We start from the raw sequence: 19,368 nt of genomic DNA, 5'->3' as shown, positions 1-19,368 counted from the left end.
GATTAGTCTTGCGCATGATAGGGTATCGTGGCGGCGAGCACCCACATGCCATCCTCATCGGCATAGGACAGATTTCCGCCGAGAGCTCGAATGCGATTGCGGTGCAAGGCGAGACCTTTGCCGGTATGATATGAGGTTCGTTCCGGTTTGGAATTATTGAACTGGGACAGTTCTATGGTGCGATCATTGATGACGAGATGGATCTGATATCCTTCATCGGCATTGGCGTGCACCAGAATATTGGTATAAATCTCGTTCAACAGAGCCGTGATCTCGTGATAGTGCGCCGGTGACGGATGATCGTTTCGTTCCTGTTGCCGATCCTCGACGGTACTGATTCCGATACAGCCGGTGGCTCGCATCCGCTGGTCGTTGTTTCGTAACGTTGCGGACAGCATGTCCGCGAGCGAATCGCTGCCGGACGAATCGTTGACCGTGATCCCAGAAGCCGGCGCGTCGCTGGTTCCGTCGAGCAGGTCGATGACCTCGCGTACCTGTGCCAATGTAGTCTGCGCGGTATAGCGTATGGTTCGCAGGGAATCGTCCATAGCGTCCGAGTCATTGATGCCGTCAAGACATTGGTCGGACAGCAGCGTAATGAGTGTCAATCCTCGTGCCGTCGAGTCATGCAATGTACTGGCAAGCATGATATTCCGTTGCATTCGGTCGTGATCCTCACGTAGGCGGTGCTGTTCCATTGCTTCACGCCTTGCGTGTTCCGCATGCTGATGTTCGGCGATCGCCAGACCAATAACGGCTGCTATGACATAGGTGCAGGTTGCAGAGAGAACGCCTGATGGGGTCCATGTCGTACCCGCGTCGCTGAACAGTTCATAGCAGTGTGACAACAGTTCCACGATAATGAGAACGAACGACGTCGGTGCCTTATGGAGATAGGCCAGCAATCCCACGGACAGCCAGATGCCGAATAACTGCGAAGGAAAACTTACGAAAGGAATGAGTTTCGAACATGCACTGACGGTGACGAGGAGTATTCCGCATACAGAAGGTCGCCAGTACAGGCCGACGGTAAGCGCGATCTCCATTGCGGTTACCGCCGCAGTGACCGGCAGAACTTCGATGGCAATAACGTATTCGATGAGTGTGTAGCATACCGTTCCTGCGATCATCAACGCCACATACGGATGATTCAATGTGGAGGGCACGGGAATACGATGAGTGGTGAAGGGGCCACGCTGCCTGGATGTCATGACAGCGGCCTCCTGATAGTGCTCCATACGCTGATGGCTTGCAGCTTATTACGCACCCCCAGCTTGATGATGACGTGACGTATATGCGTCTTGATCGTGGATTCGCTGACGCCGAGACGTCCGGCCACCTCCTTTGCGGTCAGTCCGGTGATCGTCAGATCCATGACTTCGATCTCTTTGGCGGACAGGGGCACTGAGCCATTGTCATGATCGTCGGTCTGAACGTCCACGGAATCCTTGCTGCGGCATTGCATCGGTATTCTTCCCTGCGAACGGTCGATCAGGAATTGTTCCATCGCGTCTATATCGGCTTTGTCGAGCAGCGTGCATGCGCCGGATCGCAGTGCGGCATCGCGGTAATGATTCAATGAGTGGGCGGTCATCGCGAATATGGTGATGCGTTCGCAGACGTGTCGAATGCGACGACAGGTCTCCTCGCCATCGACATCGTCCATACCCATGTCCACCAGCACGGCGTCTGGCCGCGTCGCGACCGCAACGCATCGATCCACGGCGACGGTTCCGGATCGTGTCGCCCATATTACGCATATGTCGTGCTTGCGCAGACGCCCGTTGATCAGCGTGCGGAGCGCGGCCAACGTCATAGGGTCATCATCGACGATGCCTACGCGTAAACCACTGTTCATCAAGGGCTGCCTTCCCACTGCTGACAATTCCCTGAAGAGTTATTGTACCGGGTAATGGTGCACGTCGGATCATCGATGACAACCTTGCGTGCCGTGCGTCGACGGCACCGCATGTCAGCTGTGAGCGGATTCACATGGCGGCGTGGGCCGATACGCTCCGGAGTTCATGGGCATGAGGCATAATGAGGGGCAATGTACCAATACGCCGGGTGACCGGTACGTAAGGGAATGCCATGAACGAGAACAACAAGATGAACAAGGGTGGCGCCTTCGCGGACGGCGAGGCCACGGCGGTGTTCGCGCCGCTGGATCTGAGCGCGTTCGCCGTGCCGGAGGAAGGCGCTGCGACCGCGGTCCGCAAGCCGCGCAAACGCCATGTCGTATGGCCGTGGGTGGTGCTCGCCGTGTTCGTCGTCGCGATCGGCGCGGCGGCCGGCGGCGGCTACTGGTTCTTCCAGTCGCATGCCCTGCCCGGCGTCACCCTGTGGGGCAACGACGTGACCGGCCGTTCCCACGAGCAGCTCGTCTCCGAGATCGACGATACGGTGAACAACACCGCCGTGCCCGTCTCCTATGACGGCAAGACCGCGAAGGTCACGCTCAAGGACCTCGGCCTGAGCGTCGACTCCAGCGCCCTCGCCGACGAGGTCATGAACGCCAAGCGCGACAACGTGTGGTGGCAGCGGTACGCATGGTGGATCAACGACAACGTCTCCACCGAACCGGCCAACCCGCAGGCCGCATCCTCGTCCGCGCTGAGCGCCAAGCTCGGCGTCGAGGAGACCGAACCGGTGAACGCCTCGGTCACGCTCAACGACGACCGGAGCGGCTTCACCGTGGTCGCCGGCCAGCAGGGCCAGGGCGTCGACGCCGAACCGGTGGCCAAGGCCGCCGTCGCCGTCGTCAAGTCGCTGGGCTCCACGAGCGCGCAGGCCGTCGAGGTCACGACCCAGTCCATCGACCCGGTCGTCACCGACGCGATCGCCGACAAGGCGAAGACCACGCTCGACGGTCTGGTCAAGACCCCGGTCGCCATCACGATCGGCGACCGTGCAATCGGCTCGTTCGACGCGGTTGCACTCGCCGACGCCACCACCGTCGACGCCAACGAGAACGCCAAACTCGCCGACGGCCAGACCCGCAACGGCTACGTCGTGTTCGACGCGGCCAAGCTGCAGCAGTATTATGACGACACCATCAAGACGAGCCTGCAGTCCAAGCGTGAGGATCGCGAGGTCATCGTCAACAACTCGGGCGAAGAGGTCAACGTCATCAAGGAGGGCCATGACGGCGTCACCGTTACCGCCGGCTCCGACACGAACGTGGGCAAGGACGCGGCCGAAGCGCTGGCCAACGGCGGCGGCTCCGTCGCCGTCGAGGGCACCGTCGACAAGATGCAGACCAAGAAGACCAAGCGCCACGTGGTCGTCGACCTGTCCGACCGCAAGGTGTACGCGTACGAGAATGGCAAGCTCATCAAGACCATGAACATGGTCGCCGCGCAGGGCAACGACGTGAAGACCGGCGCCTGCGACGGCACCATGTGCACGCCGACCGGCGACTTCGACATCTGGCTCAAGTACGAGAGCCAGGACATGTCCGGCAACCTCACCCTGTCGAACGGCAAGGTCGAGAAGTGGGACGTCAAGGACGTCGGCTACGTCAACTACTTCTCGCACGGCGGCTGCGCCATCCACCGCGTCGCCTCGTCCACCCCGTACAACGACGCTGATCTGGTCAACTGGCCGAACACCTCCCACGGCTGCGTCGGCATCGGCTGGGACGTGGCGCCGTGGTTCTTCGACTGGTGCGTGATGGGCACGTCGGTGCACGTGCAGCAATAGCTGGCGACCGACGGCATATCGACGGCGGCGGGCGGATTCCTGATGGGGACCGCCCGCCGCCGTTGTTCATGCACCGGTTGCGTCAGCCTTATCCGAAGACATTCCGCTTCCTCGTAACGGACATACAGCCGATTCCACCGATGGAATCGGCTGTATGTCCGTTACGAGGAAGCGGATGCGAACCGGGGGTGTGCTTCGATCGGAGTCGTGTGCCGACCGGCGACGCACGGTCGTATGTGGCCCGCATCACTATGCGTTCAGCCAATATTCGACGTGTGTGCTGGAGTCGGACCCCGGTATCTGTTAGGTTTACGTAGGAACTTTGTGAAGTCGATTGGAGGGAAGCGTACGGTGAGCGAAAACCAAGCGCCAAACGCCGCGGCTGACGTGGAGATGAGCCAGTATGTGGCCGATCGTGCACGCGTCAACGAGGAGAAGATCAAACAGGATGACGAGATCATCCAGCAGTTCGGCGACTACAGCTATGGCTGGCATGATTCCGACGCCGCCGGCGAGGCCGCGAAGCGCGGCATCGACGAGAACGTCGTGCGCGCCATCAGCGCCGACAAGGGCGAGCCTCAGTGGATGCTCGACATGCGTCTGCGCGGGTTCAAGGCGTTCCTTGACAAGCCGATGCCCGACTGGGGCGTCGATCTGAGCGGCTTCAATGCCGACGACTTCAAGTACTACGTCAAGCCGATCGACAAGCAGGCCAAGACGTGGGAGGAGCTGCCGGACGACATCCGCTCCACCTACGACCGCCTCGGCATCCCGGAGGCCGAGAAGAAGCGCCTCGTCTCCGGCGTGGCCGCGCAGTACGAGTCCGAGGTCATCTACAACTCCATTCAGGAGGACCTCAAGAAGCAGGGCGTGATCTTCGTCGACACCGACACCGCCGTGCGCGAATACCCCGACCTCGTGCGCAAGTACTTCGGCACCGTCGTCAGCCCCGAGGACAACAAGTTCGGCGCGCTCAACACCGCCGCATGGTCCGGCGGCTCGTTCGTGTACGTGCCGAAGGGCGTGCACGTCGATATCCCGCTGCAGGCGTACTTCCGCATCAACACGCCGGCCATGGGCCAGTTCGAACGCACGCTCATCATCGCCGACGAAGGCTCGTACGTGCATTACGTCGAAGGCTGCACCGCGCCGATCTGGTCCGAGGACTCGCTGCACGCGGCCATCGTCGAGATCATCGTCGAGAAGCACGCGCGCGTGCGCTACACCACCGTGCAGAACTGGTCGAACAACGTGTACAACCTCGTCACCCAGCGCGCCTACGTGCGCGAGGGCGGCACGATGGAATGGGTCGACGGCAACATCGGCTCCAAGGCCACGATGAAGTACCCGGCCTGCATCCTCGCCGAACCGTACGCCACCGCATCCACGATGTCGCTCGGCTTCGCCGGCAAGGGCCAGTATCAGGATACCGGCGCGAAGATGATTCATCTTGCCCCGCACACCAAGTCCACGATCGTCGCCAAGTCGATTTCGCGCGGCGGCGGACGCTCCGCCTACCGCGGCCTCGTCAAGATCGTCGACGGCGCGTACGGCTCGTCGAACTCGACCGTGTGCGACGCACTGCTCGTCGACGACTTCAGCCGTTCCGACACGTACCCGCATGTGGACGTGCGCGAGGACGATGTGACGATGGCGCACGAGGCGACCGTCTCCAAGGTCTCCGAAGACCAGCTGTTCTACCTGATGAGCCGCGGCCTCGAGGAGAAGGAGGCCATGGGCATGATCGTGCGCGGCTTCGTCGAGCCGATCAGCCGCGAGCTGCCGATGGAGTACGCGCTCGAACTGAACCGTTTGGTCGAACTGCAGATGGAAGGATCGGTGGGCTGATTCCCATGGCATCGAACACAACTGAACTCAACATTCCCGTCGCGGATCCGAACGACCCGTACGCGATCCCGGCGGCCATGCCGTCGAGCGCCGACAAGGAGCCGCGCTCGTTCGACGTGGCCGACTTCCCGCAGCCGACTCGCAAGCAGGAGGACTGGCGGTACACGCCGCTCGAACGCATCGAGGAATTCTTCGACGTGTTCAAGCCCAGCGGTGAGACCACGCTGGTCATCTCCAACGTGGACGGCACGCCCGTCGACCCGAAGCACGTGACCGTCAGCCAGACCAAGCTCGGCGAAGGCGTCTCCGGCACCGTGTCCAAGCCGAACGACCGCGCTTCCGTCGTCGAATGGAACTCCGGCCACACCGCCACCGTCGTCAACCTGAGCGGCGAACTCGCCCAGCCCGTGCTCATCCGCGTGATCGGCGGTGGCGAGGACCTCGACGCGCTGCATCTGGTCATCGCCGCCGCCGACGGCACGCACGGCGACGTCGTCGTCGAGCACAACGGCACGGCGCGTCTGGCCGAAGGCGTCGAAATCACCACCGGCAAGGACTCCCACGTCTCCGCCACGTTCATCCAGGAATGGGACAAGGGATCCAAGCACGTCGGCAACCACCGTATCCACGTCGGCGAGAACGCCTCGCTGCGTCACTCCGTCGTCACGCTCGGCGGCGACGTCGTGCGCATCCGCATGGATCAGGACTTCGGCGGTCCGCAAGGCGACCTCAACATGCTCGGCATCTACTTCGTCGACCCGGGCGAGCACATCGAGCACCGCACGATGGTGGTGCACAACCATCCCGAATGCAAGTCGCGCGTCGTCTACAAGGGCGCGCTCGACGGCAAGGATGCGCACTCCACGTGGGTCGGCAACGCCCTGATTGCGCCCACCGCGCCCGGCACTGACTCCTACGAGCTCAACCGCAACCTCGTGCTCACCCCGGGTGCCATTGCCGACTCCGAGCCGAACCTCGAGATCGAGAACGGCAACATCATCGGCGCGGGCCATGCCAGCTCCGTCGGCCGCTTCGACGACGAGGAACTGTTCTACCTGCAGTCGCGCGGCATCCCCGAAACCGAAGCCCGCAAGCTCGTCGTGCGCGGCTTCTTCGGCGAACTCGTCGAGGAGATCGGCGTACCGTCCGTCGCCCAGCACCTCATGGACGTGATCGATCGTCGCCTCGCGCGCGGCGAGGACGCGGCCATGCAGGCGGTGCTCGAAGACAAGTAACCCAACCACAGACTTTACATCCGTCAGTAACAGGAGAATCCAATGTCCACTCTGGAAATCAAGGACCTGTACGCCTCCGTCGAAACCAAGGAAGGCCGCAAGCAGATCCTCAAGGGCGTGAACCTGACCGTCAACTCCGGCGAGACGCACGCCATCATGGGCCCCAACGGCTCCGGCAAGTCCACGCTTGCCTACACGCTGGCCGGCCACCCCAAGTACGAGGTCGATTCGGGTGAAGTGCTGCTCGACGGCGTCGACATCCTCAAGCAGACCCCGGACGAGCGCGCCAAGGAGGGCCTGTTCCTCGCCATGCAGTACCCGGTCGAGGTGCCGGGCGTGTCGATGACCAACTTCCTGCGCACCGCCAAGACCGAGGTCGACGGCAAGGCGCCGGCCATCCGCACCTGGACCAAGGAACTGTCCGAAGCCATGAAGCGTCTGCGCATGGACCCGAAGTTCGCCACGCGTTCCGTCAACGAGGGCTTCTCCGGCGGTGAGAAGAAGCGCGCCGAAGTGCTCCAGCTCGAACTGCTCAAGCCCAAGTTCGCGATCCTTGACGAGACCGACTCGGGCCTCGACGTCGACGCGCTGCGCATCGTGTCCGAAGGCGTGAACCGCGCCAAGGAGGCCAACAACTTCGGCATCCTCATGGTCACGCACTACACGCGCATCCTCAAGTACATCAAGCCGGACATCGTGCACGTGTTCGCCGACGGCCACTTCGTCAAGACCGGCGGCCCGGAGTTGGCCGACGAGCTCGAGGAACACGGCTACGACGCGTACCTGCCCGAAGGCGCCGACTCCGAATCCGCGCTGGCGTAAGTGTTTCCGGTGACCGCGTGGGGCCGGGATGTTCCATTCCCGACACGCTCCGGGCCGCTCGGCCAAGTCATACGGTCGGAAACGGAACATCCCGGCCCCACGCTCGTTGATACGGAATATCGCGTTTTCCATTTGCTGAATAAGGGGAATGATGGTTGATTTTGCAGCGATTCGGGCGCAATTCCCGATTCTGGACCAGGAGATCCACGGGCATCCGCTCGTGTATCTCGATTCGGCGGCGACGTCGCAGAAACCGCAGTGCGTGATCGACGCGGAGGCGAATTTCTACCGTACGATCAACGCCGGCGTGCACCGCGGCGCCCATGAGCTTGCGGCGCGCTCGACCATGGCGTTCGAGGAGGCCCGCGCCAAGGTCGCGCGCCTCGTCGGCGCGAACGCCGAAGAGGGACAGGAGGAGGTCGTCGTCACCGGTGGCGCCACCGCCGGCCTGAACCTGCTCGCCACCGCGTTCGGCAACGCCAGCCTCGGACGCGGGGGAGCGGCGGCCAGGCGGTTCGCCCTCAAGCCCGGCGACGAGATCGTCGTGTCCAAGGCCGAGCATCATTCGGTGCTGCTGCCGTTCCAGGAGCTGGCCTACCGTACCGGTGCCACGCTCAAGTGGTTCGACCTGACCGAGGACGGACGCATCCGCTCCGACACGGCCGACGAGGTCATCACCGAACGCACCAAGGTCGTGGCGGTCACGCACGTGGGCAACACCACCGGCGCGATCACCGACATCGCGCCCATCGTGCGCCGCGCCCACGAGGTCGGCGCCGTGTTCATCCTTGACGCCTGCCAGTCGGTGCCGCACCTCAAGGTCGACTTCCACGCGCTGGACGTCGACTTCGCCGCGTGGAGCGCACACAAGATGTACGGGCCGACCGGCGTCGGATTCCTGTACGGCAAGCGCGAGTTGCTCGAGGCCCTGCCGCCGGCGAACTTCGGCGGGTCGATGGTCGAACTCGCGTGGATGGACCAACCCGCGCAGTACATGGAGCCGCCGGCACGCTTCGAGGCCGGCACGCAGCCGGTCGCGCAGGTCGTGGCCGCCGGCGTCGCCGCCGAATGGATGATGAGCATCGGTTTGGAGAACATCGAAGCGCACGAGAGGACGATCGCCGCCGAACTGCTCAAGCTCGGCGACATCGACGGCGTGCGCATCCTCGGGCCGCGCGAGAACGTGGACCGTATCGGCACCGTCGCGTTCGACGTGGCCGGCGTGCACCCGCATGACGTCGGCCAGTTCATCGACGCGCAGGGCATCGCCATCCGTGTCGGCCACCACTGCGCCCAGCCGGTGCACCGCCACTTCGGCCTGTATGCGTCCAACCGCGCGTCGAGCGGCGTGTACAACAGCGTCGAGGACGCGGCCGCGCTGATCGAGGTCGTGGCGAAGGTCCGTCCGTTCTTTAAGGTGTGATATATGAGTGATTTTGGCATGAGCGGCGACGAACTGGAACAGATGTACCAGGAGGTCATTCTCGAGGCGGCGCGCGATCCGCACGGCCGTGAGTCCTTCGCGCCCGATCTGGCGTCGGAGGATGCGGCGAAGGCCGGCGACACCACCATCCGCGCCACCCACGAATACTGCACGCCGGGCGAATCCCACCAGTTCAACCCGACCTGCGGCGACGAGGCGACCGTGCATGCGGAGGTGTCCGACGCCGAACCGCATCGCATCGAACGGCTCGTATGGGACGGCCACGGCTGTTCCATCTCGCAGGCCAGCCTGTCGGTGATGGTCGACCTGTGCGCCGGCAAGACCGTGGACGAGGCGATGGAACTGTTCCGCGACTTCCATGAGCTCATGGAATCGCGCGGCGCCGGACTCAACGACGACGCCAAGGAGGAGAAACTCGAGGACGCGGTCGTGTTCCAGGGTGTCTCCAAGTATCCGATGCGCATCAAATGCGCCCTGCTCGGCTGGGAGGGCATGCGCGACTCCGTGGCCAAGGCGCTGGCGGCGAAGTAACCGTGCCACGGCCAAGTCCGTGCGGTAAGCTGGATCCCAAAGGTTTTCGTACCTTCCATCAATGTTTGGAGTGAATGATGAGCGACAATCTGGTTCCCGAACCCGAGCCTTCGGTGTTCGACGCCGTGAACGAAGTGCTGGGTGACGAGGAGGCCGCGCGTCGCGTGATGGCCAATCCGAACCTTGCTGCGGGATTCCCCAACGGCCGCCCCGATCCGAACGCCGGGGCGAAGGCCGACGGCGACGTCGAGATGTGCGCATGCGGCCGCCATCCGAAGAGCGAATGCGGCCACGGCGACGAGCACAGCAGCGAGGACGACATCCCGCTCAAGGCCGTTGACGACATCGGCCGCGCCACCGCCGCCGATGTCAAGGAGGCCCTGCATCAGGTCATCGACCCTGAACTCGGCATCGACGTGATCGACCTTGGCCTGGTGTACGGCATCGAGATCGACGAGCTCGGCCGCGCGATCATCACCATGACGCTCACCACGCCCGCCTGCCCGCTCACCGACCTCATCGAGGACGAGTGCGCGAGCACGCTCGCCGGTCTGGTCGAGGAATTCCGCATCGACTGGACGTGGCAGCCGCGCTGGACGATGGACAAGATCACGCCGGAGGGCCGCGAACAGCTCGCCGCGCTCGGCTTCAACTTCGACAACCTGCCGAAGTACTGATCGATGCAGGGGAGGGGGACTGGCTGCACGAACTGACTGAACAGCTGGTCCTCGTCGCTCCCCTCAAGTCCGCTGCGCTGACAGCTCCCCTCGGAGAGGGGGAGCCGGAGATAGCGAAAGGCCCCGGTCATATGACCGGGGCCTTTACTGTAGGAGCCGAACGTCGATCAGTCGTCGACGATGGTGCCCTTCGGCACGACGGTGATGCCTTCCGGCGTCACCGTGAAGCCGCGCGCCAGATCATGCTCGGTGTCGATGCCGACGGTCGAGTTCTCGGTGAGTACGACGTTCTTGTCGAGGATCGCCTTGTACACGCGCGCACGACGGTTGATGATCACGCCGTCGAACAGCACGGAGTCGACGACCTGCGCCCACGAGTGGATGCGCACGTTCGGAGAGAGCACCGAATGGTGCACCTCGCCGCCGGAGACGATCACGCCGGGGGAGACGATCGAATCGGTCGCGTGGCCGAGGCGGTCACGGCCGGCGTGCACGAACTTGGCCGGCGGTAGGGTGCCGGAGTCCGTGTAGATCGGCCATGCCTGGTTGTACAGGTTGAACTCGGGCACATAGGCGATCAGATCCATGTGCGCATCGTAGAACTGCTTGATGGTGCCCACGTCGCGCCAGTAGGCGTGGTCGGTCTCCGTCGCGCCCGGGATGACGTTCGTGTTGAAGTCGTACACGCCGGCCTCGCCGCGCGCTGCGAAGTACGGGGCGATGTCGCCGCCCATGTCGTGCTTGGTGTCCTCGGCCTTCTCGTCCTTGGCGAGCGCGTCGAACAGCGCATCGGTGTTGGCCACGTAGTTGCCCATCGAGGCGAGGAACGAGTTCGGGTCGTCCGGCAGACCCTCGGTCGTGGCCGGCTTCTCCTGGAACTCGCGGATCTGGTTCGGGTGGTCCGGGTCCACGCTGATCACGCCGAACTGGTTCGACTGGGCGATCGGCTGGCGGATGCCGGCGACCGTGAACTCGGCGCCGGATTCGATGTGCTGTTGCACCATCTGGCCGAAGTCCATGCGGTAGACATGATCGGCGCCGACGATCACGACGATGTCGGGCTGCACGTCCTCGATGATGTTGATGGTCTGGTAGATCGCGTCGGCCGAGCCAAGATACCAGTGCTTGCCGAGACGCTGCTGCGCCGGCACCGGGGACACGTAGTTGCCCAGCAGGGAGGAGAAGCGCCACATCTGCGAGATGTGACGGTCGAGCGAATGCGACTTGTACTGCGTGAGCACGATGATGTGGCGGTAATCCGAATTCACCAGATTACTCAGCGGAAAATCGATCAGACGGAACACGCCTCCGAAGGGGACTGCGGGCTTCGCACGATCACGGGTCAACGGCATCAGGCGCGTCCCTTCACCGCCCGCCAGGACGATGGACAGAATCTTCTGCTTGTTTTTCGCCATCCGATGCTCCTCTCTTTTGGTCATCCACAGCGTCTCGCGACACCGAACTGCTTTGCACCCACGCTTCATCGCAGGGGCGACACTGTCAATACTCGCACAAATTCGGCGACACGCAAGGCAACACCACGGGCATGTCGCCGTTATTTTCGTGACTTTTCAGCGAACTCTGGTCGAATAGAAGGCGACCGCGCTCGATGCGGCCACGTTGAGCGAATCCACGCCGTGGCTCATCGGGATCTTCACCGTCAGATCGGCGTTCGCGATGGTGTGCCGGCTCAGCCCGTCGCCCTCGGTGCCGAAGATCAGCGCCAGCCTGTCGATATGATCCGATTCGGTCGCGTCGTTGTTCAACCGGCGCACCAGTTCGTCGAGACTGATCGAATCATCGGTCAGCGCCATCGCCACGGTGGTGAAGCCGAGATCGTGCAGCTCCCTCAATCCTTCGAACGGCCACGCATGCCTCGACTCCATGCCGATGCGCGTCCACGGGATCTGGAACACGGTGCCCATCGACACGCGGGCGGCGCGGCGGTACAACGGATCGCCGCAGGACGGGGTCACCAGCACGGCGTCCACGTCAAGCGCGGCGGCCGAACGCATGAGCGCGCCGACGTTTGTATGGTCGACGATGTTCTCCATGACGGCCACGCGGCGGGCGCCGGCGCACACGTCGGCCACGGACGGCAACGGCCAGCGTCGCATCGCGGCCAGCGCGCCGCGGTGCAGGCGATAGCCGGTGAGCTGCTTCAACTGTTCGGGAGAGGCGACGTACACGGGAACGTCCGTGCCCCAATGCTCGTCCACGAACGCGAACGTATCGGCCATGCCGTCGATCCAAGGCTCCTCGACCAGCAGCGAGATCGGTTCGCGGCCGGCGGCCAGCGCCCGGTCGATGACCTTGGGGGATTCGGCGATGAACAGGCCCTTGGCCGGCTCGAGACGGTTGCGCAACTGGATTTCGGTGAGATTGGTATAGGCCGCGACGCGCTCGTCGTCGATGGACTCGATGGTGATGAACCGCATGCGCGGACCTTTCGCTCGGGGGAGTGGACCGATCGACCATGCGTGATCGGCCGGCAGATACAAGAAAACCCCGTGTTTCCACGGGGTTGTTCCAGTGTCCGAGATGGGACTTGAACCCACACGCCTGTATAAAATAGGCACTAGCACCTCAAGCTAGCGCGTCTACCATTCCGCCACCCGGACAGGTTGCGTTGTTCAGACAACGATGTGAAACTATACCGACGCCCCATGTCATCGTCAAATCGTGACGTAGTATCGGCGTGTCGCGTTGGAACTCCGCCGTTTTGTGTAGCGTAGTGCGCATGACGAATCCACTGTTTCTTTTCGATCCGGCCCAGGACGACGTGCCGGTCAACAGCGACGAACTCAACACCGGGTGGAAGATCACCCTGCCCGCATCCGTACGCCGGCACGCCGTACAGGCGATGCGGTTGACGGACGGCGACGAATTCGACCTGTCGGACGGCGCCGGCCTGCGCATCGCCGCCGTGCTGACCGACGCCGGCAGCGGGCTCGCCGAAGTGCGCGAGGTAGGCCGCGAACCGCAGCCGGTCACCCGGCTCGCGCTCATCCAGGCGCTCGCGAAGAACGGCCACGATGAACAGGCGATCGACGTGGCCACGCAGATCGGCGTGGACCAGGTGATCCCCTGGCAGGCCGACCGGTCCATCGCCAAATGGAAGGCGGGCCGCACCGACCGCAAATGGGATCAGGTGCTGGCCGCCGCCACCGAACAATCCCGGCGCGCATGGAAGCCCGAGCTGGCCGACTGCGTGTCCTCCAAGCAGGTGGTGGCCATCTGCCGGCGCGCCTGCGTGCACGGCGATCTGGTGGTCGTTCTGCATCAGGACGCGACCGATACGTGGGACGGCATCGAACAGGCCGTACGGGAGCTGTCCGACCGGTGCCTGGACGACGGCAGGCCGCGCACTGTCAACGTCGTGGTCGGCCCGGAAGGCGGCATCGCGGACGCCGAGATCGAACAGTTCACCGCGGCCGGCGCCCGCGTATGCGTGCTCGGCACGAACATCCTGCGCGCGTCGGCGGCCGGCCCCGTGGCGCTGTCGCTGCTGTCGCGCGCCCTCGGACGATTCTAGCCCGGGCCGGCCGGTCGTGCGCCGGCCGCCGATCGGGCCGCGGGCGAAATTGACGTGCCTGCGCAATAGCATGGTGCCCAGAACCGAAGCGCCGCGCCAGCGGCGCGCATGCCACTCGAAGGAGCGAAGATGAGCGAGTCGACGGACTGCCTGTTCTGCAAGATCATCGCCGGGGATATCCCCAGCACCAAGGTGTACGAGGACGACACCACCTACGCGTTCAAGGACATCAACCCCAAGGCGAAGGTGCACGTGCTCATCGTGCCGCGCAAGCACTACGCGAACGTCGCCGAACTCGCCAAGGACGATCCGGCCGAACTGGCGCACATCGTCGAGGTCGCGCAGTCCATCGCCGATCAGGAGTTCCACGGCGCATACCGGCTGATCTTCAACACCGGCCTCGACGCCGGACAGACGGTCTTTCACGTGCATGCGCACGTGCTGACCGGCGAGACCCTGGACGAGTAGAGGAGCCCAGTGGCGACAACGACACGAACCATCACCATCCCCACCGAACTTGACCCGGTCGCCGTCCTCGGACCCGTGGACGAGGTGCTGCGCGAGATCGAACGGGCCTTCCCCGATCTGGACATCGTCGTGCGCGGCAACCGCGTCGCGATCACCTCGCGATCCCGCCAGTCGGAACCGCAGGCGGCACAGGCCGAAGACGTGATCCACACGATCATCCAGGCCGCCTACGGCGCGCCCATGGACGCTGACACCGTGCGCCGGCTGCTCGACCAGCAGGTGCTGCCGAACCGCGTGCGGCAGGAACGCTTCGCCGAACGCGCCGTGGACAGATCGCGGACGAATGGCGCTCCGTACGCGGCGCAACGTGAGGCGCAGGCCACGCAGGCGGCGCGACGGGCCGACCACGACCATCGTGCCGACGGCCGCGATGCGCACGACCAGCGCAAGCCGCGCGTGCCGGGCGTCATCACGTTCGCGCTCGGCCAGCCCGTGCGTGCGAAGACCGCCGGCCAGATCGCCTACGTGAACGCCATCGAATCGCATACGATTACGTTCGCCATCGGCCCTGCCGGCACCGGCAAGACGTACCTCGCCGTCGCCAAGGCCGTGCAGGCGTTTCAGGAACGGCGCATCCGGCGCATCCGGCGCATCATCCTGACCCGTCCGGCCGTCGAAGCGGGCGAGAACCTCGGCTTCCTGCCGGGCACGCTCAACGAGAAGGTCGATCCGTACCTGCGCCCGTTGTACGACGCCCTGTCCGACATGCTCGGCTCCGACCAGCTGCGCCGGTACATGGACGACGGCACGATCGAGGTCGCGCCGCTCGCCTACATGCGCGGCCGCACACTCAACGACGCGTTTGTGATCCTCGACGAGGCGCAGAACACGACTGAGCAGCAGATGAAGATGTTCCTCACCCGACTCGGCTTCAACACGACGATGGTCATCACCGGCGACATCACGCAGGTCGATCTGACCGTGCCCCGGTCGGGGCTCGCCACCATCGAGCACATCCTCGGCGGCATCGACGACATCGCGTTCGCGCACCTCGAGGCGGCCGACGTGGTGCGCCACCGACTCGTCGGCGAGATCGTCGCCGCCTACGACCGGCATTCGGCCATCGCCGGCGACCACAGCACCAAGGCCCGTCGCGAGCACGGGGAGATGAAGCAGCGCGCCGCCTACGCCGGACCGCCGGCAGGGGAGGGCGCTGCGACGCCTGCCATGGCCGCCGCGACCGCAACGACAGGAAAGGAACGCATCCGATGAGCGTCGACGTCGCCAACGAAACCGTATGGACCATCGATCCCAAGGTGTTCTCCGACCTCGGCATCTGGGTGATGGACCAGATGCGCGTAAGCACCCAGTCCGACCTGACCATCCTGTTCGTCGACCCCGAACCGATCGCCGAACTGCACGAACGCTGGATGAACCTCGAAGGGCCGACCGACGTGATGAGCTTCCCCATGGACGAGCTGCGCCCCGGCGACGGCAAAACCGTGATGGAAGGCGTGCTCGGCGACCTCGTGATCTGCCCGTGGGTGGCCGCTCAGCAGGCCGCCGCGGCCGGGCACAGCACGCTCGAGGAGATGATGCTGCTCACCATCCACGGCATCCTCCACCTGCTCGGCTACGACCACGTCGGCCCCGATCAGGAACGCCAGATGTTCGGCCTGCAGCGTCAGCTGCTGCTCACCTTCATCGCCGTACGCCAAAGCATCGGCGACCCCGTCGTCCTGCCGCCCGGATCGGCGGACGCGCTCGCCGAATACGAAGCGGTGCACGGCACCAACCGGCAGCTCGGGCACTGAGCCCGGGGCCGGTCGGCGGGCGGGCGACGGGTCGAATCCGAACAGTCATCCGCCCATCGCGCATCCAATCCACACATCCAACACGCAACCCCACCATCGCAACCACAATCTAAGGAATCGGAAACCCCATGCCTGCTGACACGTCGGCCATCGTGCTGACCATCACCCTGATCATCGTCGCGGCCCTGCTGGTCTGGTTGTCGCTCACCCTGGCCGCCGCCGAAGGTGCGGTCTCCCGTGTCACGCGGGCCAGCCTCAACAACCTGATCCTCGAAGTGCAGACGGATTCCGAAACCTCGCAGTTCCTGCGCATGAAGAAGATCGACCGCATCCACAAGGTGCAGCATCTCATCGCCGACCGGTACGCCACCGCCGGCTCCTGCGCGTTCTTCCGCATCGCCTGCAACGTGCTCGACGGCGTGCTCGTCGCCTGCATCGCCGCATTGTTCGAGGCGCCGATGTGGGCGGAACTGCTCGCCGGATTCGTGTTCGCGATCATCGTCGGCGTCGTGTCGATTCTCGTGCGCCCGCGGTCCGCCGGGGCGCTCAAGCCGGTCGACATCATGCTCGGCCGTGCCACGCTCGTGTCGATCGCCGCATGGCTGACCCCGTTCGCCCGCATCGGCGGCCAGCGTGACCCGAAGAAGCGCGACCGCGACTCCGACCTGTCCGACGACGAGGAACTCGAGAAGATCCAGCTCGAACAGGGCCGCGCCACCATCGACCGGCTCGTCGAAGCGAACGATTTCGACCCGGAAGTCTCCGAGATGCTGCGCAACGTGCTCACCCTGTCGGAGACGCTCACGCGCGAGATCATGGTGCCGCGCACCGACATGATCTGCATCGAGAAGACCGAGACCCTTGAAAGCATGCTCAAGTTGTGCTCGCGCTCCGGGTTCTCCCGCGTGCCGGTGATCGGCGACGACGTGGACGATCTGATCGGCGTCGCCTATCTCAAGGATGCGGTGCGGGCCACGGCGTTCAATCCCGCGGCGACCGGTCGCGAGGTCGCGTCGATCATCCGCCAGCCGATGCTCGTGCCCGAATCCAAGCCCGTGGACGACCTGTTCCACGAGATGCAGCGCACCCGCCAGCATGTGGCCATCGTCGTGGACGAATACGGCGGCATCGCGGGTCTCGTGACCATCGAGGACGCGATCGAACAGATCGTGGGCGAGCTTGAGGACGAACATGACCGCACGCAGCACGCCGAACCCGAAAAGATCGGCGAACACAAGTGGAGCATGCCTGCGCGCACGCCGATCGCCGACCTCGAGGAGATCTTCGAGATCGACATCGACGAGGACGATGTGGACACGGTGTACGGTCTGCTGACCAAGCTGATCGGCCGGGTGCCGATCGTCGGCGCGTCGGCCGTGACGCGTGGCCTACGCCTGACCGCCGTGGACTCCGCCGGCCGACGCAAGAAGGTGTCCACGATCGTCGTGGAGCCGGCGCACGTCGAGGGCGTCGGGAATGATGACGAATCATCCGATGAAGACGACGCCGAACGCGGCGACGAGACGAACGAACAGCATCGCGGCGGTCGCGATGACGACAAGGAGTGACATGAGCGATACCGAACAGCACGTCGACGACGTGGACGAGACGCCGAACGCGGCGGCGAACGACGGCCCGGTGCAGGGCGAACAGCCGTACCGTTCCGGCTTCGTGGCCGTGGTCGGCCGTCCGAACGTCGGCAAGTCCACGCTGATCAACGCCTTGATCGGCAAGCAGATCGCCATCGCGTCGTCCCGTCCGGAAACCACGCGCAAGGCCATCCGCGGCATCCTCACCACCGACAACGCGCAGCTCGTGCTGGTCGACACGCCGGGCATCCACCGGCCGCGCACGCTGCTCGGCCAGCGGCTCAACGACATCGTCGAGGAGTCCCTGTCCGACGTGGACGTGATCGCGTTCCTGCTGCCCGCCGATCAGGAGATCGGCCCCGGCGACCGCCGTATTCTGAGCCGCCTGCGCGCCGATTTCGCGACCAAGCGCGACGACGGCACGTTCAAATGGAAGGTGCCGCTCATCGCGATCGTCACCAAGATCGACGAGCTGAATCGTGAGCAGCTCATTGCCAAGCTCATCGAGATCAATGAATTCGCCGACTTCGCGGATATCGTGCCGGTCAGCGCGCTCGAGCACGACAACCTCAACGAAGTGAAGAACGTGCTCATCGATCACACGCCCGAAGGCCCGCAGATGTACCCGGACGACCAGATCAGCGAGGAACGGCCCGAGGAGACGATCGCCGAACTCGTGCGCGGTGCGTTCCTCGAGGAGCTCGACGACGAGCTGCCGCATTCGCTGGCCGTGGTCGTCGACTCGATCGAATACCCGCAGGACAACGAATCGGGTGCAGCCTACGACGGCAAGATCCACGTGCTCGTGTCCGTGTACGTGGAACGCGACTCGCAGAAGCCGATCATCATCGGCAAGGGCGCGGAACATCTCGTGCGTGTCAAGAAGAAGCTGCGCACGCCCGTCAACCGCATCGTCGGCGGCAAGGCCAAGCTCGACCTGCACGTCAAGGTCGCCAAAGGCTGGCAGTCCGATCCTAAGCAGTTGGAGAAGCTAGGATTCTAAGGTATCGGCCGTGCATTCGCGCGGCCGATACTGTTGATGCTGGTGGTTCCCTCACAGAGGGGAGCCAGAGTGGTGAGGCGTGGCTCCCCTCTCCGAGGGGAGCTGTCCGCGTAGCGGACTGAGGGGAGCGGCGTATTAGGACCCAGATGCCAACACGCGTTCAATGACCTCACACACTCCCTCGAAATTCGTATCGACGTCATAGTTGGAAAATCGCAATACCGTGAATCCTGCGCGTTCAAGATCCGCCGTGCGTGCGGCATCCTTGGCACGTTGCACGTCCGTATAATGTCCGCCACCGTCCAGTTCGATGACGAGTTTCGCCTGTTCGCAACTGAAATCGGCGATATAGCGATGTATGGGCTTTTGCCTGCGGAAATGTTCCGGGCGCGATCTCAGATATTCGTACCAGAGTTTGCGCTCCCATGGTGTCATGGATCGACGCAGCTGTTTGGCGAGTGCGACATTGCGCTTGTCATATGCAGGCATTGGGTCAGCATAGCGAATGGGCTGGTCTGGTGGCTCCCCTCAGTCGGCTTCGCCGACAGCTCCCCTCACAGAGGGGAGCCGCCTGGCGGGTTCTAGTGATCGTTGCAACACCTGATGATCTGGGAAGGAGATTCAGGTGGGCAAGTGGGTGTTCGACGGGGTTGAATACGCAACCCGTAATGAGATGTGTAAAGCACGTCGTGACAGGTAT

Annotated in this window: 18 protein-coding genes and 1 tRNA gene; 13 read left to right on the top strand and 6 right to left on the bottom strand. The window is 63.9% G+C overall.

Going from position 1 to position 19,368, the window contains the following annotated elements:
- Nucleotides 1-2 precede the first annotated feature (2 nt).
- Complete coding sequence (locus DSM100688_RS07785; protein ID WP_163146897.1) at nt 3-1,211, bottom strand: sensor histidine kinase; 1,209 nt, start codon at nt 1,209-1,211, stop codon at nt 3-5.
- Nucleotides 1,208-1,858 (bottom strand): response regulator transcription factor, encoded by a 651-nt coding sequence (locus DSM100688_RS07780; RefSeq protein ID WP_239519403.1) that lies wholly within the window; start codon nt 1,856-1,858, stop codon nt 1,208-1,210. The genes DSM100688_RS07785 and DSM100688_RS07780 overlap by 4 nt, the downstream gene beginning before the upstream one ends.
- A 233-nt stretch (nt 1,859-2,091) precedes the next feature.
- Here DSM100688_RS07780 and DSM100688_RS07775 point away from each other — a divergent pair, with 233 nt between their 5' ends.
- From DSM100688_RS07775 to DSM100688_RS07745, 7 genes are all read left to right on the top strand, one after another.
- Nucleotides 2,092-3,702 carry a L,D-transpeptidase gene (locus DSM100688_RS07775; protein WP_152358534.1) on the top strand — a complete coding sequence of 537 codons (1,611 nt, stop codon included), beginning with the start codon at nt 2,092-2,094 and terminating at the stop codon, nt 3,700-3,702.
- 393 nt (nt 3,703-4,095) lie between these two features.
- Nucleotides 4,096-5,550: a Fe-S cluster assembly protein SufB gene (gene sufB, locus DSM100688_RS07770; RefSeq protein ID WP_051923850.1), complete on the top strand. Its 1,455-nt coding sequence runs from the start codon at nt 4,096-4,098 to the stop codon at nt 5,548-5,550.
- Between the two features lie 5 nt (nt 5,551-5,555).
- The gene (gene sufD, locus DSM100688_RS07765; protein WP_152358533.1) at nt 5,556-6,785 is read left to right on the top strand and encodes a Fe-S cluster assembly protein SufD; all 1,230 of its coding nucleotides are present in this window, start codon (nt 5,556-5,558) and stop codon (nt 6,783-6,785) included.
- A 42-nt stretch (nt 6,786-6,827) separates the two neighbouring features.
- Nucleotides 6,828-7,607: a Fe-S cluster assembly ATPase SufC gene (gene sufC / locus DSM100688_RS07760; RefSeq protein WP_152358532.1), complete on the top strand. Its 780-nt coding sequence runs from the start codon at nt 6,828-6,830 to the stop codon at nt 7,605-7,607.
- Nucleotides 7,608-7,758: 151 nt separating this feature from the next.
- Nucleotides 7,759-9,030, top strand: a complete 1,272-nt coding sequence (locus DSM100688_RS07755; RefSeq protein ID WP_152358531.1) for a cysteine desulfurase — start codon at nt 7,759-7,761, stop codon at nt 9,028-9,030.
- Nucleotides 9,031-9,033: 3 nt separating this feature from the next.
- Nucleotides 9,034-9,582 carry a Fe-S cluster assembly sulfur transfer protein SufU gene (gene sufU, locus DSM100688_RS07750; RefSeq protein WP_152358530.1) on the top strand — a complete coding sequence of 183 codons (549 nt, stop codon included), beginning with the start codon at nt 9,034-9,036 and terminating at the stop codon, nt 9,580-9,582.
- A 74-nt stretch (nt 9,583-9,656) separates the two neighbouring features.
- Nucleotides 9,657-10,259, top strand: a complete 603-nt coding sequence (locus DSM100688_RS07745; RefSeq protein WP_420837494.1) for a metal-sulfur cluster assembly factor — start codon at nt 9,657-9,659, stop codon at nt 10,257-10,259.
- A gap of 167 nt (nt 10,260-10,426) precedes the next feature.
- On the opposite strand, the gene glgC is transcribed toward DSM100688_RS07745, so the two are convergent.
- From glgC to DSM100688_RS07730, 3 genes are all read right to left on the bottom strand, one after another.
- Nucleotides 10,427-11,698 carry a glucose-1-phosphate adenylyltransferase gene (glgC, locus tag DSM100688_RS07740; protein ID WP_275575913.1) on the bottom strand — a complete coding sequence of 424 codons (1,272 nt, stop codon included), beginning with the start codon at nt 11,696-11,698 and terminating at the stop codon, nt 10,427-10,429.
- 132 nt (nt 11,699-11,830) lie between these two features.
- Complete coding sequence (locus DSM100688_RS07735; protein WP_152358527.1) at nt 11,831-12,697, bottom strand: TrmH family RNA methyltransferase; 867 nt, start codon at nt 12,695-12,697, stop codon at nt 11,831-11,833.
- Nucleotides 12,698-12,792: 95 nt separating this feature from the next.
- A tRNA-Leu gene (locus tag DSM100688_RS07730) sits at nt 12,793-12,880 on the bottom strand.
- A 119-nt stretch (nt 12,881-12,999) separates the two neighbouring features.
- On the opposite strand from DSM100688_RS07730, the gene DSM100688_RS07725 reads away from it, so the two are divergent.
- The 6 genes from DSM100688_RS07725 (at nt 13,000) to era (ending at nt 18,668) form a co-directional block, all read left to right on the top strand.
- Nucleotides 13,000-13,794 carry a 16S rRNA (uracil(1498)-N(3))-methyltransferase gene (locus DSM100688_RS07725; protein WP_152358526.1) on the top strand — a complete coding sequence of 265 codons (795 nt, stop codon included), beginning with the start codon at nt 13,000-13,002 and terminating at the stop codon, nt 13,792-13,794.
- 129 nt (nt 13,795-13,923) lie between these two features.
- The gene (locus tag DSM100688_RS07720) at nt 13,924-14,262 is read left to right on the top strand and encodes a histidine triad nucleotide-binding protein (RefSeq protein WP_152358525.1); all 339 of its coding nucleotides are present in this window, start codon (nt 13,924-13,926) and stop codon (nt 14,260-14,262) included.
- A 9-nt stretch (nt 14,263-14,271) separates the two neighbouring features.
- Nucleotides 14,272-15,534: a PhoH family protein gene (locus DSM100688_RS07715; RefSeq protein ID WP_152358524.1), complete on the top strand. Its 1,263-nt coding sequence runs from the start codon at nt 14,272-14,274 to the stop codon at nt 15,532-15,534.
- Nucleotides 15,531-16,076: an rRNA maturation RNase YbeY gene (ybeY, locus tag DSM100688_RS07710; protein ID WP_152358523.1), complete on the top strand. Its 546-nt coding sequence runs from the start codon at nt 15,531-15,533 to the stop codon at nt 16,074-16,076. Before DSM100688_RS07715 ends, ybeY begins: the two co-directional genes overlap by 4 nt.
- A 128-nt stretch (nt 16,077-16,204) precedes the next feature.
- Nucleotides 16,205-17,644, top strand: a complete 1,440-nt coding sequence (locus DSM100688_RS07705; protein ID WP_152358522.1) for a hemolysin family protein — start codon at nt 16,205-16,207, stop codon at nt 17,642-17,644.
- A 1-nt stretch (nt 17,645) separates the two neighbouring features.
- On the top strand, nt 17,646-18,668 hold the full coding sequence (gene era, locus DSM100688_RS07700; RefSeq protein WP_239519398.1) for a GTPase Era: 1,023 nt from the start codon (nt 17,646-17,648) through the stop codon (nt 18,666-18,668).
- A gap of 135 nt (nt 18,669-18,803) precedes the next feature.
- On the opposite strand, the gene DSM100688_RS07695 is transcribed toward era, so the two are convergent.
- Entirely contained in the window at nt 18,804-19,157 is a 354-nt protein-coding gene (locus DSM100688_RS07695; protein WP_152358521.1) for an endonuclease domain-containing protein, read from the bottom strand.
- Nucleotides 19,158-19,368 lie beyond the last annotated feature (211 nt).

The sequence above is a fragment of the Bifidobacterium ramosum genome (genome assembly GCF_009299505.1).
In the GTDB taxonomy this organism is placed as follows: Bacteria; Actinomycetota; Actinomycetes; order Actinomycetales; family Bifidobacteriaceae; genus Bifidobacterium; species Bifidobacterium ramosum.
Note: the sequence above shows the minus strand (reverse complement) of the source record. Positions and strands in the feature narration are given on the sequence as shown.

Coding starts and splice junctions, on each gene's coding strand:
- DSM100688_RS07780 (WP_239519403.1), bottom strand. CDS start 1,858: ATGAACAGTGGTTTACGCGTAGGCATCGTCGATGATGACCCTATGACG.
- DSM100688_RS07695 (WP_152358521.1), bottom strand. CDS start 19,157: ATGCCTGCATATGACAAGCGCAATGTCGCACTCGCCAAACAGCTGCGT.
- sufC (WP_152358532.1), top strand. CDS start 6,828: ATGTCCACTCTGGAAATCAAGGACCTGTACGCCTCCGTCGAAACCAAG.
- sufU (WP_152358530.1), top strand. CDS start 9,034: ATGAGTGATTTTGGCATGAGCGGCGACGAACTGGAACAGATGTACCAG.
- era (WP_239519398.1), top strand. CDS start 17,646: ATGAGCGATACCGAACAGCACGTCGACGACGTGGACGAGACGCCGAAC.
- DSM100688_RS07785 (WP_163146897.1), bottom strand. CDS start 1,211: ATGACATCCAGGCAGCGTGGCCCCTTCACCACTCATCGTATTCCCGTG.
- sufB (WP_051923850.1), top strand. CDS start 4,096: ATGAGCCAGTATGTGGCCGATCGTGCACGCGTCAACGAGGAGAAGATC.
- DSM100688_RS07720 (WP_152358525.1), top strand. CDS start 13,924: ATGAGCGAGTCGACGGACTGCCTGTTCTGCAAGATCATCGCCGGGGAT.
- DSM100688_RS07755 (WP_152358531.1), top strand. CDS start 7,759: ATGGTTGATTTTGCAGCGATTCGGGCGCAATTCCCGATTCTGGACCAG.
- glgC (WP_275575913.1), bottom strand. CDS start 11,698: ATGACCAAAAGAGAGGAGCATCGGATGGCGAAAAACAAGCAGAAGATT.
- DSM100688_RS07725 (WP_152358526.1), top strand. CDS start 13,000: ATGACGAATCCACTGTTTCTTTTCGATCCGGCCCAGGACGACGTGCCG.
- ybeY (WP_152358523.1), top strand. CDS start 15,531: ATGAGCGTCGACGTCGCCAACGAAACCGTATGGACCATCGATCCCAAG.
- DSM100688_RS07775 (WP_152358534.1), top strand. CDS start 2,092: ATGAACGAGAACAACAAGATGAACAAGGGTGGCGCCTTCGCGGACGGC.
- DSM100688_RS07735 (WP_152358527.1), bottom strand. CDS start 12,697: ATGCGGTTCATCACCATCGAGTCCATCGACGACGAGCGCGTCGCGGCC.
- DSM100688_RS07705 (WP_152358522.1), top strand. CDS start 16,205: ATGCCTGCTGACACGTCGGCCATCGTGCTGACCATCACCCTGATCATC.
- sufD (WP_152358533.1), top strand. CDS start 5,556: ATGGCATCGAACACAACTGAACTCAACATTCCCGTCGCGGATCCGAAC.
- DSM100688_RS07745 (WP_420837494.1), top strand. CDS start 9,657: ATGATGAGCGACAATCTGGTTCCCGAACCCGAGCCTTCGGTGTTCGAC.